At 36.3% G+C, this 13,581-nt stretch carries 14 protein-coding genes and 1 tRNA gene; 8 read left to right on the top strand and 7 right to left on the bottom strand.

All coding sequences use genetic code 11. The features are described 5' to 3' along the window. The first annotated feature begins 74 nt into the window (after positions 1-74). Positions 75-527: a GatB/YqeY domain-containing protein gene (locus tag L1275_RS03410; protein WP_253469740.1), complete on the top strand. Its 453-nt coding sequence runs from the start codon at positions 75-77 to the stop codon at positions 525-527. Positions 528-537: 10 nt separating this feature from the next. Continuing rightward, positions 538-611: transfer RNA gene (locus L1275_RS03405), tRNA-Arg, on the top strand. A gap of 115 nt (positions 612-726) precedes the next feature. Here the strand turns inward: L1275_RS03405 and L1275_RS03400 are convergent. Next, positions 727-1,506, bottom strand: coding sequence for a hypothetical protein (locus tag L1275_RS03400; RefSeq protein WP_253469737.1), 780 nt, complete (start codon positions 1,504-1,506; stop codon positions 727-729). 408 nt (positions 1,507-1,914) lie between these two features. Between L1275_RS03400 and L1275_RS03395 the strand changes: the two genes are divergently transcribed. Beyond that, complete coding sequence (locus L1275_RS03395) at positions 1,915-2,559, top strand: hypothetical protein (RefSeq protein ID WP_253469734.1); 645 nt, start codon at positions 1,915-1,917, stop codon at positions 2,557-2,559. A 22-nt stretch (positions 2,560-2,581) separates the two neighbouring features. Beyond that, entirely contained in the window at positions 2,582-2,731 is a 150-nt protein-coding gene (locus L1275_RS03390) for a hypothetical protein (protein ID WP_253469731.1), read from the top strand. 348 nt (positions 2,732-3,079) lie between these two features. Here the strand turns inward: L1275_RS03390 and L1275_RS03385 are convergent, their stop codons facing one another. Next, a complete protein-coding gene (locus L1275_RS03385) occupies positions 3,080-4,201 on the bottom strand; it encodes an NAD(P)-binding domain-containing protein (RefSeq protein WP_253469728.1) in 1,122 nt (373 codons plus the stop codon). Positions 4,202-5,172: 971 nt separating this feature from the next. On the opposite strand from L1275_RS03385, the gene L1275_RS03380 reads away from it, so the two are divergent. Further along, complete coding sequence (locus L1275_RS03380; protein ID WP_253469725.1) at positions 5,173-5,595, top strand: CBS domain-containing protein; 423 nt, start codon at positions 5,173-5,175, stop codon at positions 5,593-5,595. A 282-nt stretch (positions 5,596-5,877) separates the two neighbouring features. Here L1275_RS03380 and L1275_RS03375 read toward each other — a convergent pair whose 3' ends face one another. From L1275_RS03375 to xrtF, 5 genes are all read right to left on the bottom strand, one after another. Beyond that, positions 5,878-6,219, bottom strand: coding sequence for a heavy-metal-associated domain-containing protein (locus tag L1275_RS03375; RefSeq protein WP_253469722.1), 342 nt, complete (start codon positions 6,217-6,219; stop codon positions 5,878-5,880). 20 nt (positions 6,220-6,239) lie between these two features. Continuing rightward, positions 6,240-8,501, bottom strand: a complete 2,262-nt coding sequence (locus L1275_RS03370; protein ID WP_253469719.1) for a TonB-dependent receptor — start codon at positions 8,499-8,501, stop codon at positions 6,240-6,242. A gap of 61 nt (positions 8,502-8,562) precedes the next feature. Then, positions 8,563-8,988, bottom strand: coding sequence for a hypothetical protein (locus tag L1275_RS03365; RefSeq protein WP_253469716.1), 426 nt, complete (start codon positions 8,986-8,988; stop codon positions 8,563-8,565). 46 nt (positions 8,989-9,034) lie between these two features. Beyond that, positions 9,035-9,496 carry an exosortase F system-associated protein gene (locus L1275_RS03360; protein ID WP_253469713.1) on the bottom strand — a complete coding sequence of 154 codons (462 nt, stop codon included), beginning with the start codon at positions 9,494-9,496 and terminating at the stop codon, positions 9,035-9,037. Then, positions 9,493-10,017: an exosortase family protein XrtF gene (xrtF, locus tag L1275_RS03355; RefSeq protein ID WP_253469710.1), complete on the bottom strand. Its 525-nt coding sequence runs from the start codon at positions 10,015-10,017 to the stop codon at positions 9,493-9,495. The genes L1275_RS03360 and xrtF overlap by 4 nt, the downstream gene beginning before the upstream one ends. A gap of 76 nt (positions 10,018-10,093) precedes the next feature. Here xrtF and L1275_RS03350 point away from each other — a divergent pair, with 76 nt between their 5' ends. From L1275_RS03350 to L1275_RS03340, 3 genes are all read left to right on the top strand, one after another. Next, the gene (locus L1275_RS03350; RefSeq protein WP_253469707.1) at positions 10,094-10,552 is read left to right on the top strand and encodes a GAF domain-containing protein; all 459 of its coding nucleotides are present in this window, start codon (positions 10,094-10,096) and stop codon (positions 10,550-10,552) included. A 159-nt stretch (positions 10,553-10,711) separates the two neighbouring features. Next, positions 10,712-10,981, top strand: coding sequence for a 30S ribosomal protein S15 (gene rpsO / locus L1275_RS03345; RefSeq protein ID WP_219288364.1), 270 nt, complete (start codon positions 10,712-10,714; stop codon positions 10,979-10,981). A gap of 176 nt (positions 10,982-11,157) precedes the next feature. Beyond that, positions 11,158-13,329, top strand: coding sequence for a polyribonucleotide nucleotidyltransferase (locus L1275_RS03340; RefSeq protein ID WP_253469704.1), 2,172 nt, complete (start codon positions 11,158-11,160; stop codon positions 13,327-13,329). Positions 13,330-13,581: the final 252 nt, after the last annotated feature.

Genomic DNA, 13,581 nt, shown 5'->3' with positions numbered 1-13,581 from the left:
ACTAATAACCCGATAAAAGGCTTCCTTTCTTCGGGTTATTTTTTTATATTTGCCCAACAAAAAAGCACCGAATTATGAGTTTACAAGCAAAAATCATGGACGCTATGAAAAGCGCAATGAAAGCAAAAGATACCGTTGCCCTTGAGTCATTAAGAGCAATTAAATCAGAATTGTTATTAGCTCAGACTCAATCAGGAGCTAAAGAAGAATTATCAGCAGATGAGGAAATTAAGATTCTTCAGAAGTTGGTAAAACAGAGAAAAGATAGTGCTGCTATTTTTACCGAACAAGGTAGAGCTGACTTGGCAGAACCGGAAATCGCACAGGCAGCTGTTATCGAGCAGTTTTTGCCAGAACAGTTATCTGATGAGGAAGTTAGACAAATGATTGCTAAAATCATTGCGGAAGGCGGATTTGCAGGTATGGGATCTATGGGTCAAGTAATGGCAATGGTTACTAAGGAGGTTGCAGGAAGAGCAGATGGTAAAACAATCTCAACTTTGGTAAAACAACTTTTAACCAAATAAAAATAATAATGACTGCGTAGTTCAATTGGATAGAATATCAGATTTCGGCTCTGAGGGTTGGGGGTTCGAACCCCTCCGCGGTCACAAAAAAGGTTAAAACAAAGCGAGTGCTTGCAATTGATTGTAAGTACTCGCTTTATTCTTTTTAGGAGGTTTGGTAAAAAAAGACTGCCTGTTAGGACAGTCTCTTTTCGCTCATTTATGAGTTTTTCTCTTCTGACATTTTGGTGTATTCCGCTATTAGATAGCTTAAATGCTCCCATTTAATTGATTTGTACGGGAATTTTTGTAGGAATTCTTCATTGTCCCCAAAAAGGAAGTTGTAGTTTTCTTCAAATTCTCCTTTTTTAAGCCAGATTACTTCATCGCCTTTCTTTACGTAATATGATTTAGTGACTCCTCCACCGATTTTAGGTCCTCCACCAAAGCTAACAGAGGTTGTTTCACTAGCCATTGGATCAGCATATACTTCAATTTGGCTACTGAAGCTTGGATTGATTAATTGCATCAAGAACTCTTTTTCAGTTTTCTTGTTTTTTAAGGAAGCCTTGATGTTTTTTACATAGACTTCATTTGGATTGGTTGATTTATTTAAGCTTTTACTTCCCCAGTTTCTAGTGTTGCCAAAATAGTTTGCCACTTTTGCTCCCTTGGCCATTCCAGTAATAGGTAAATACATTTCTTCGATTTCATCGGCTTGGTACTCTATTTTTTTACCGGAAGCATCTTTCATTTTGATGGAAGTAATTTGACCCTTTTTTCGATCTATTCCAGAAACAGGACCCTCTTTTTTGGTTCCATCTTTAAGAAGTAGGGTTGAATTCTTTTTAGAACTGACACCGACGAACATTTCGTCGAATAGTTCATCATCCATCATTTTTAACTGTTCTTTTGTGAACTTTACTTTTTCTTGTGCATGTGTTGGTGCACTGATCAATGTTGCAGCTCCTAAAAAGCCAAAAAGTACTAATTTTTTCATAAAATATAAATTTTGTCTAAAATAACATTAATATGTGATTAATTGGATTTTTGTAAAAGATATATGTGTGTATTTGTAGATTTGCTGTTGATAGTTTGTAAAATTGTTTTTTTGCTTAAGGTGATTTTGAGTTTGCTATATAAAAAAATAGGGATCCTGCTTGTTGGGTACATTCTTTTAAATTAATAATGCAAGCATTTTTAAAATGGAACAATCAATTAAGCTTCGTTAGCTTTTAGAATTTCAAGTGAAAGGATGTATATCGACTGGTGGCAATCATATTTAAGAAGACTAATCTTTTAATTGATTCTTCTGAGAAAGTGTTTGTGTCTTGCGTCTATATATGCTGTTAAATCAATATTATTTATTACTTTTGATTTTTTATTTAAAATCCTAAAATTTCACAAAATGAAGAGAATTACTTATTTAATTGCCAGTTTATTGTTACTGACTTTGGTGAATTGCCAATCTGACGATGCGAATAAGGAAGAAGCGGAGGTGATACAGTACCTAAAAAACGAGTGGATAGCTACTGAGCAAGGAATTGGAGGAGGGGAATTGTCATCATTGAGTAAAGTGGATGAGTCTGATGTAAAATTCCGACCGATGGATGAAAGTAGGTACTTAAAAATAGGAATGAATAGTGATAATATATTTTATTTTATTCATGCTATTAAACCAGAAGGAGACAAAAGTGCTATGCCAGTCGAAATCAAATTTGGGTGTTTGCAGTATTCGGATCCGATTTTTAGTGGGATGTTTTATTCTCAGATAAAATTAGCTGAGGAAGATCAACAGCCTTTTATGGTAAAAATCTTCGATCAGCAAACGATTATGGTTGTATTTGCCAAAAAGCTTTCGCATGAAATTCCTGGACACGCGAATTATAAATTCTCTTATTATAAGTTTAAGAAAATTGGAGCTTGGGATGAAAATACCAATTACAGATCAATTTTTAAGGGTTTCGGTTTTCCTGAAGAATGGTTAGATGAAATGGTTGGTGATAATTTTGAAAAAGAGGTGTCTGGTGGAGCTTGTTTTTCAAATCGTTAAGTTGAAAGCAATACAGTATTAGATGTATATTTCTGGTGCGGCAGGAATTATTACGATGACCTTAACGCCTAATATTTTACAAGACGGTCAAGCAATATTTACTGGATTAACTGCCGTTGCATTTATCTTTGTACTGGGCTTTTTAATAAGCAAGGGGTTTAATAGTATATAATATGGTCTTTAATTCTGTTGTTACTGAGTTTAATAGTTTAATAGTTATGCCTTCAATCTTGATTGAATCTTTTAAAAACCCACTATTTGGACTGGTGAGTTTAGTGTAGACGAGTATTTAATTGGCTGCGATGATCTATTTGTTTGTAATACCAACTGGCAATAGTGGTAGGCGAGTTTTAGAGTGTGAATATTTTTCTTTACTTCTAACAAGTGGTCGTTTATATTTTGTGAATTCTCAATAGTACATTTTGTTACATTCAGATATGTCTAGTGGTTGGTAAACGGTGTTAAAGATGAACTAAAGGTGATTTCTTTTCAGCGGGTTTTTGAAATTCCAAGAAACTATTTACAATTTCAAAAACTGTATGAGTTCTCGGGCGGCGGCTCTACCAGCGCGATTCGCCCCAACTGTGGAAGCAGAGGGACCATAACCCGTTAAGTGAATTCGGGGATCATCAGCTACTTGTGTTGCTAGCTTTCCGGTCATTTTAATGCCGTTATTATCATTGAATAAGTTCAGAGGAGCTAAGTGGTCTAAGGAATGCTTAAATCCGGTATTCCAAAAAATAACATCGGCATTCACGGTGCTTCCATCTGCCCATTTAACGCCGGTTGGAGTAATCTCTTCAAACATGGGTTTGTAGTCCAAAATGCCCTTCTTTAACAATTGCTCGAGGGTTGGTGTAAACGGTAGCCCAGTTACCGAGACTACTGAAACTGGAGGCAAACCTTCGCGTACCCTTTTTTCGACCATCGCAACAGCTTCGCGGCCCTGTTCTGGGGTGAAATCATAATTTCTAAAGTCAGGAGGTCGCCGTACTACCCAAGTGGTTTGGGTTACTGCTGAAATTTCACCCAATAGTTGTATGGCTGAGATCCCTCCGCCAACTACAATGACGTGTTTCCCTATAAATTCTTCGGCATTTTTATACTCTCCCGTATGTAGTTGTCGACCATTAAATTTTTCCCATCCTTTATATCGTGGACAGTTTGGTGTTTTCCAAGTTCCACTGGCATTTATAATTCCTCTTGCACTGAATTGTGTGCTGTTGGTGCGTAGCAGAAATCGGCCGTTGCTTTCAGTAACTTCTATAACGCGCACGGGGCGTATGATAGGAAGTTCGAAGAATTTCTCGTATTGTTCATAATATTTTGGGATAGCGATATTGGCTTGTAGTTGTTTATCGATGCTGTTTACGGCATCAGCAAAACCCATTCCGGGTAAGTCGTGTATTCCATTTACGTTGCTCAAGGTCAGGGAATCCCATCGGTGCTGCCAAGCACCACCTGGACCAAACTCATCATCTAATACCACGAAACCCTTGCCGGGCGCGATGCCTTGTTTTTGTAAATGATATGCCGCTGATAATCCAGCTTGTCCAGCACCTATCACTACAATATCTACTTTGTAAAATGGCTGTAGACGACTTGTAGTGGCGACGTCGTTAGTATCTATAAGGGGTTTCATGTTATGATGGGTTTAGTATGAGCTTGTTTATGAAGTGACTTTATTGCTGTTGGGCTAACTTCTTAAATATACAAGTTATGATTTTTTCGGTAAAAATTAAAGTTTTATTGTACGTTAATTGAACTCCTCGAAAACGAGAATTTTTGTCAAGTTGTTTTAGGTTATGAAGCATCCTTGTTGGTTTTAAGCTAAAAGAACCTAAAGGTCTGTATTTTAAATTGTCAAGCTTTAATAGTTGTTTGATGCTTTACTGACAAATTACATTTTGGGTAGAGTCTGATATCATAGCGAACGCTCTTCGATAGCTGTGGTAATGTCATTCGTTTATATGCTTTAATTAAAGTTTGTATGCTAATTCGAATTACGATCGGTCAGAATTCAGGTGTTTTTTACTCAGAAAAGTAACGAAATAGAGAGTGATACTTGAGTAGTAATGAAAGATATGTGGCTTAAGAGAAGTTTTTTGTAAGAGCTAATTTAAAAAATATTGTTTTTTTTATAAATTTTATAAATTTTTTAAAAAATATTTAATGCTATGACGGTGGGTTTTATAGGTACATTTCGAGGGAATCGTAAATTAAATTACAGCACAGAATTTGACTATTGCTAATTCCGTATTATGGGGGTTTGTGTAGTTCACTAAAAAAACAAGCTGATTTGAAATTTTAAGCAAGACTACTTTTTTCATATTGATTATCGATTTATAATACACTTTTTAAAATTTTGTATTCAAAAATAAAATCGAAAATGTTTTTTTAATAAAAGTGCGTTATTGTATTGATGCTTTGTTTTTTGAGAGGGTAATTTTTGTTACTTATGACTTTTTGCGAATAAAAAAATGGACAAAATATATCCCTAATGGCAGTTAAAAATGAATTTTTTTATAAAGTTTTTTTTAATTTATGATAAAAGTCATGTTTTTTAGTTGTTTCGCCCTTTACATTTGTCCTATCAATTTCAAACTATTAATCATGAAACAACGCATTCCTGTATCAACGATTATGACTGCAAATGTTATTAAGTTGAATTTGACCGATAGCTTAACCAAGGCAGAAAGTCTTTTTAAAAAATATAAGATTAGGCATGTTCCTGTTGTTTCGGGAAATAAGATCATAGGGATGTTGAGTTATACAGATCTTTTACGTGTTAGTTTAGCAGATAGTGCGGGGGAATTTGATGAAGACATTGATGTGACTGTATATAATATGTTTAGCATAGAGCAGGTAATGGCCAAAAATTTGGTTACTATCCAGGCTGATGCGAATATCAAAGAAGCAGTGGAGATTTTATCAAAAGAAGAATTCCGTGCTTTGCCGGTTATGGAGGGAGATTTGTTGGTTGGGATTTTAACGACGACAGATTTGTTGAAATATTTATTAAAACAGTATGATTAACAAGGGGTCATCGTTAATAGTATTGAATGGTTTGATTGTATGCGATATTAAAGAATGATTACTATAAGAGTAGCTTAAAACACAATGTAAATTTGTTATGAAAAAGAAAGTTTTGTCTTGTGGTTTGTGAGTTTAGCCATAAGATGTATTTTGTTGTTTTGAAAAAAAGGACAGTCTGAAAAGACTGTCCTTTTTGTTTTTATTTTAAATACAGTGGCTTTACTGATAATGAAAACCACTGTATTTAAAGAAATATATGCTAATTCTAAGAGATGTATTGGTTTAATCTCTTACGTATTGACAGCAGCCGTGTAACGCATCATAATCTTTTTGTTCTGCCTTATATGCCTCGGTATCGTGTCCGATGTTTGCGATAGCTTTTTGTACTTTCTTAGAGTCGGTTTTATTCTCATTGATCAAAAGCTCTAATTTCTGGGTTTCGCTTGACCATACTGCTGAACGCACACCTTTAACGGCAAAGGCCGCTTTTTCAATTCGTTTTTTACACATCTCACAATTGCCTTTTACCGTTATGGATTGCTTGGCATTTTTATTGGCTTTTTCTTGTGCGAAACCACTAAGGCTAAATAAAGCCATGAATGTAGCTAAAAGTATATTTTTCATAATAAAAGGGGTTTTAAAAATTATTCTAATTTATATCTTAATCCGGCATAATACATTTGTCCAAATATTGGGGCATAGGTGATTGAACTATCAAAGTCTTTGCCAAATGGGTCGTTGGCGCCTAAAATCACGCGTCCTTGTCTGTAGTTACCAATGTTCTCACCGCCAGCATAAACTTCAAAGCGCGTACTAAAGACCTTCGTAACTTGTGCATTCATGGTGGAGAACGGGTTGGAATACTTAGGTAATCTGTTTTGTGGTAAATTGTCAGCTGTGTTGGGTAGGCGTTGTTTACCCATCCAATTATAAGTGAAATCAAATTTCCAGTTACCTTGATTTTGGTTTAATTCTGTTTCAAACTCTAAATTGGCAAAAAAACGATGTTTCGCTTGTAGGGGGCGTTCTTGTTTTCCCGCTTTATAATCGGTTTGTATGTCGTAATATTTATAGGCTGCTCTCAAGTTAAAACTACGAGCCAGATTGTAATTGACATCCAATTGTAAGCTGTTGGCATAGGAGCTTCCTTCAAGGTTATAGAAATTGACTTGGTGGGAACTTTGATCGATATCTACGATGATTTGATTTTCAAAATCAGTTCTATAGAAATCTACCGTTACATCACCTTTTCTGTCAAATAGGTTGAATCCCTGCGAAAGACTTAAACCATAGTTCCAAGCGATTTCTGGATCTAAGCCATAAATATTTCCACCTGCATTAGTGATTAAAAATTCGCGATTACTGGCAAATAAATTTTGATTTTCGGCAAAAATATTGGCCAATCGTTTCCCTCTACCTGCCGATAGACGGACAACTGCCTCTTCCCATGGATTGTATCTCAAGTGAAATCGGGGAGTAAAAAACGCGCCCATTCTATTGTGTACGTCAAAACGTAGGCCGGTTACAAAGCTAAAGTTTTCTGTATTGTCATACGTATATTCGAAAAACGTACCTACTGAGTTGTCGATTCTGTTGTAGCTTGTCGCTACAGGAAGCGCTAATTCTTCGTCGTATTTATCTAAAGTAAAACTAACACCCGTAGAAAATTTATTTAGGGTGTTGTTGATAATGGAGCTGAAAATTAAATTAGAATAGATACTGTTGTGCTTAATGTCGTATTGATTAAGTCCGAAATAGGAGTCTTGTTTGTGATAGTTGTAAGACATTTGTAATCCGACACTTTGAAACGGCATTTCGGGAAATACATAGCCAAGTTTGGACGAAATATCGAATTTCTCTGTATTGACTTCGGATCCCCAGTAATTTTTTGCAAACTTGTCGGTGATGCTGGTGATTCGGTGTTTGCTTTTGTCGTACTTAAATTCTCCGGACTGTTTGTTGTCCTTCATGTAGCGCCAAGTTAAAAAACTGATCCAGCCTTTTTCGAGATTGGTGTATTGCCAACGATTCATCACGTTGATTTGATCTCCTAATGGATTGTCTAGAAAACCATCATGATTCATGTCGTTTTTGGTTTTTCTTGCATTTCCGTGAAGAAATAGCGAGGTACTCCATTTGTCGGACACCTTTTTATTAGCGTGTACATTGGCTTCAAACCTTCCTTCTGAGGACCCGTAGAGGTTGATGAACATGGGGATATCGTTCATCGGTTTGATCAGTTCGGTATTGATTTGTCCCGAAATACTTTCAAAGCCGTTAACAACACTCCCGGCGCCTTTGGTTACTTGTATGCTTTCGACCCAAGTGCCCGGAGTAAATGTCAAGCCATAAGCTTGAGATGCTCCTCGGACAGACGGGATGTTTTCTTCAGCAATGAGGATATAGGGGCTACTCAATCCCAACATTTTGATCTGCTTGGTACCGGTAATGGCATCTGAGAAGTTGACATCAATGGCCGGATTGGTTTCAAAAGCTTCTGAAATATTACAACAAGCCGCTTTTAATAGTTCCCCACTATTCATAGTGATGGTATTCGAGGTTCCTTTAATAGAGCGCTGAGTGTTGCGCTGTTTGGTGTTGACGATCACTTCTGCTAATTGAGTGTCTAGTTCTAATTTGATTTTTAGTTCCTTCGCTGAATCCAGGTTGATCAGTTGATCTTTATATCCTACAAAACTAATCTTTAGTTGTTGATTGCTGTTTGGATGTGGTAATGTAAAATGTCCTTTCTCATCTGTGGTAGTGCCAATTGACGTGTTTACCCAATATACAGAAGCGCTCCATATCGGTTGATTGTTTTCGTCAACTACTCTTCCAGTTATTTGTTCCTGTGCCCATAAGGTTGGGGCAACGGCACATAATAATACGGTAATAATGTGTTTCATTGAAATTTAATATTAATGTGAATTTAAATCGCTTGTGGCAACAAAAAAATAGACATTGATATTAGGCGTAGAAAATATACTGACAATATAATTTAAAGAGCGGTGGAGCGTGTGAATCACAGTAGAAAAGCAATTCCATCGGCAACTCCTCTTGTGGAATGTAGGCTAATGAATCTAGAGAGTTCCATGAAGCAGGAAGGATAAAGTGATCCCATTGAACCAAAAAAGTTTTGACTAGATTCTTATCTGTAGGTTGCTGAGTGACTACATCGTCTTTACAGCAATCGTTTTTCTTTTTGACTTCTGGGATGGAACAACAAGAATCCTCGGAGCCCATTTTACATGACGAATCCTCGTGATGCTTGGTGTAGGCTAACGAAATTTTTTCAATATTGCCACGACAAGAATGGATATTATATGCCAGCCCTATATTGGAGAACAATAGGGAAAACAGGAATAAATACGAGATCCATTTTTTGTTATACATACTACAAAAATATTAAATATTTCGGTTTTACCTTGTTAAAAATGAATTAATTTATTCTTTTGGAGGTTTTGGAATGATTTTGATACATAAATCCGGCTAAAAATAAAAGTAAAAAAACCGGTTGAATGATTAAACGACGAACGTAAAACAGCAACATATTGTCCGGTTGCTGAAAAGCAAATAAGAACAAGCTGAAAAGGGTCAGCAGAATAATTAATAAAATCAAGTACATCCATGCGCTAAATCGAATCAGGGATCGATCATATAGACATAAATAGATGATGCCAAGCGAGATTATGCTATTGATGCTGTATCTGAATATATAAGAAATCAATAGTTTAATGGGATTGAGATCTGGTAGAGGGAGTTTTTGGAAATCGCTTTTGAAATACAATAAGAAAGGATCATAGAACAAATGGGTTTCGTAGAATCGAACTAGTGCTAACAATGCGATGCAAAGTAGGGTTCCTAAGATGCGAATGAACAACAATGGAAAGTTCTTTTTCATTTCTTCGAGAATTTAAAAATCCATGCCAACCAAAGTAGTAATACCAATCCGTATATAAGTAGCGGAAAGACAATGTCGTGTAAGAGTTGTTGTTGTTCTGGGTAGTGGTATAACGCCCAGATAAACCAATCAATTCTAAGGATATTCAAAACATAGAGGGTGAAACTACCAATGATGATGTAAGCGCTGGTTTTAAGCCATGAGGATGAAAAAGCGATAATAAATGAAGTAAAAAGTAAAAGTACACTGATGCTGTTGCATCCTTCGATGATCCGAGCAACAAATTGGTCATTAAATAATACTTTATATGCTGCTTCGGAGTTGCTTTTAATGATTTCAACATTTTGGTTGAATAGTCTGGAAGTGCGCACAACTTGGGTCGAAACCATCTTGGTTATGCCGTCTATTTCGTTGGCCTGTAAATCAAATTTTGAGAGGTAGGCTTTGTAGGCTAAGGTAAGCGCGATATATGAGCCGAAAAATTTCGTGATGAATAATAGAAACGGTTGGTATTGCTTCATAAAAACGCGGGTTGTTTTTTAACAAAAATAGGTATTTTATGGAATCGATTTCTAATATATTTGTAAATAAAAAGACATGGACTACGAAGCGCTGAAAATAAAGGTTTACGATATTGTTAATCACGGAACTTGGTTGTGTGAAGATAAATTATTGAGAATTTGTCATTTGCTGCACGACACTATAGATTATTACGATTGGGTTGGCTATTATTTTGCAAACCAGGAACGCCAAGAATTGGTGTTGGGTCCCTATGCAGGAGAAGCGACCGATCATACGGTTATTCCTTTTGGAAAGGGGATATGTGGACAAGTTGCTGTTTCTAACAAAACCTTTTTAGTAGAAGATGTCACGGCGCAAGACAATTATATTTCTTGTAATATTCATGTGAAAGCAGAAATTGTGGTTCCGTTGTTTGTCGAAGGAAGAAATATCGGACAAATTGATATTGATTCCAATGTGCGAGGGGCTTTTACTGCCGACGATCAAAAGTTCTTGGAAGAGATTAATGCCATGGTTTCTGTATTGTTTATATAGATTAAGAAAGGTTTTGAGCTTCAGTGAAATACGGTGACTTTAAGAGTTGATAAAAAAATGGAAATTCTGTTAGTTAAATGTCAAAAATAAATTTACCTTTGCCCATTGAATTGTAATCAATATAATTCACTACATAATAATCATTTAAATAATATTGGCATGTATTTAACAAAAGAAACTAAAGAGGAGCTCTTTACAAAACACGGAGGTAATGCAAAGAATACTGGTTCTTCAGAAGGACAAATTGCTTTGTTTACATTCAGAATTTCACATCTAACGGAACACTTGAAAAAAAATCGTCATGATTATAATACAGAGCGTTCTCTAGTTTTATTAGTAGGAAAGAGAAGAAGACTTCTTGATTACTTAAAGAAAACGGAGATCAATAGATATCGTGAGATCATTAAAGAATTGGGTATTAGAAAATAGTCAATATAGAAGAGGTGCCTGCGCGCCTCTTTTTATTTTTTACCTTCCGCGTTAAAAAAAGTTTGGTTTTTCATTGGGTCATTATAACTACACACACAACAACACACACACAACACCCACTCTGTCTTATTTGGAGAAGACGAGAAACCCTTTGTTTAATAAAGAATTAATTATTTATGATTCCTAAGGTTACTAAAGAAATTATCGATCTTGGAGATGGTAGAACCATTTCGATCGAAACAGGAAAATTAGCAAAACAGGCAGATGGATCTGTAGTAGTACAAATGGGTAATGCCATGTTACTTGCTACTGTAGTATCAGCAAGAAAAGCAAGCCCAGGTATTGATTTCCTACCATTAACGGTAGACTATCGTGAAAAATTTGCAGCCGCAGGACGTTTTCCTGGTGGATTTTTCAAACGTGAAGCACGTCCAAGTGATAGTGAAGTACTTACTATGAGATTGGTTGATAGGGTTTTGCGTCCATTGTTCCCGAGTGATTATCACGCGGAAACACAAGTGATGATTCAATTGATGTCACACGACGAAAGTGTTATGCCTGATGCATTAGCTGGTTTAGCTGCTTCGGCTGCTTTGGCTTTGTCAGACATTCCTTTCTCTACATTAATTTCTGAAGTTCGTGTTGCACGCATAGATGGAAATTTAATCATCAATCCTAGTAGAGAACAATTAGAGCAATCTGACATCGATATGATGATTGGAGCATCTAAAGACTCTATTGCTATGGTTGAAGGAGAAATGAAAGAGATCTCTGAAGCAGAAATGGTGGAAGCTATTAAATTTGCTCACGAAGCGATCAAAATTCAAATTGAAGCTCAAGAACGTGTAGTTGCTGCTTTTGGTAAAAAAGAAGTCAGAACTTACGAAGAAGAAAAACAAGATGAGGCTATCTTTGAAAAAGTTAAAGCCGCGTCTTACGACAAAATTTATGCTGTTGCCAAACAAGGTACAGCAAAACAAGAGCGTACCGCTGCATTTGAAGCTATCAAAGAAGAGGTTAAAGCTTTGTTTACTGAAGAAGAATTAGCTGAAAATGGAGACTTGGTTTCTAAATATTTTCACAAAACAAATAAAGAAGCTGTTCGTAACGTAACCTTGGATTTGGGAACGCGTTTGGATGGAAGAAAAACGACTGAAATCAGACCAATCTGGGCGGAAGTAGATTATTTGCCTTCTGTTCACGGATCGGCATTGTTTACACGTGGGGAAACTCAAGCTTTGGCTACGGCTACTTTAGGTACATCTAGAGAAGCTAACCAAATTGATGCACCTTCTCAACAAGGAGAAGAGCGTTTTTACCTACACTATAATTTCCCTCCTTTCTCAACTGGTGAAGCAAAACCATTAAGAGGAACGTCTAGAAGAGAGGTAGGTCATGGAAACTTGGCACAACGTGCTTTGAAAAACATGATTCCATTGGACTGTCCATATACAATTCGTGTGGTGTCAGAAGTATTAGAATCTAATGGTTCTTCTTCGATGGCTACCGTATGTGCTGGTACATTAGCGTTAATGGATGCGGGTATTCAAATGATCAAACCGGTTTCTGGTATTGCGATGGGATTGATTACGGATGGAGAGCGTTTTGCTGTATTGTCTGATATTCTTGGTGATGAAGATCACTTAGGAGATATGGACTTTAAGGTAACCGGTACTGCTGATGGAATCACTGCTTGTCAAATGGATATCAAAATCAAAGGATTGGCTTATAACATTATGGAGGCAGCTTTGGCTCAAGCTCGTGATGGTCGTTTGCATATCCTTGGTAAAATAACTGATGTTTTAGCAGCTCCAAAAGAAGATGTTAAAGCGTATGCTCCTAAAATTATTACTAGAACAATTCCTGGAAACTTCATTGGAGCCTTAATCGGACCTGGTGGAAAAGTGATCCAAGAGTTGCAAAAAGCTACTGGAACAACCATCGTTATTAACGAAGTGGATGAACAGGGAGTTATTGAAATCTTAGGTACTGATCCAGAGGGAATCAAAGCGGTATTAGCAAAAATTCAATCGATCACTTTTAAACCACAATTGGGTGAAAGTTATACAGTAAAGGTAATCAAAATGTTGGATTTCGGAGCTGTGGTTGAATATGCGCAAGCACCAGGAAATGAAGTGTTGCTTCACGTTTCAGAATTGGCTTGGGAAAGAACAGAAAATGTATCTGACGTTGTGAAAATGGGAGATGTATTTGAAGTGAAATACCTAGGAGTTGATCCGAAAACAAGAAAAGAAAAAGTATCTAGAAAGGCTTTAATGCCTAGACCTCCACGAGAGGACAAACCTAGAGAAGAGAAAAAGGATGCTCCAACTGATAAGAAAGAGTAATCAAAATAGAAAAGGCCGCGAATTTCGCGGCCTTTTTCATTTTTAAAAGAACCGTTGTCCTTTGGTTTTTATTTGTAAATACAATGGATAATTAGGATTTGTTGTTGAAATATGATTTTTCAATTACTGTCATTATTTAAGGGAATTCTTTCCTGTTTTCTCAATGATTACTTTTTTTGATACAAGAAAAGTTGTTTTTATGACGGTAACTTGTTGTTTGTTAGTGCATTGGTTTTTAAAAAATTTGCGAAA

The sequence above is a fragment of the Flavobacterium sp. HSC-61S13 genome, from assembly GCF_024171535.1.
Classification (GTDB): domain Bacteria; phylum Bacteroidota; class Bacteroidia; order Flavobacteriales; family Flavobacteriaceae; genus Flavobacterium.
Note: the sequence above shows the minus strand (reverse complement) of the source record. Positions and strands in the feature narration are given on the sequence as shown.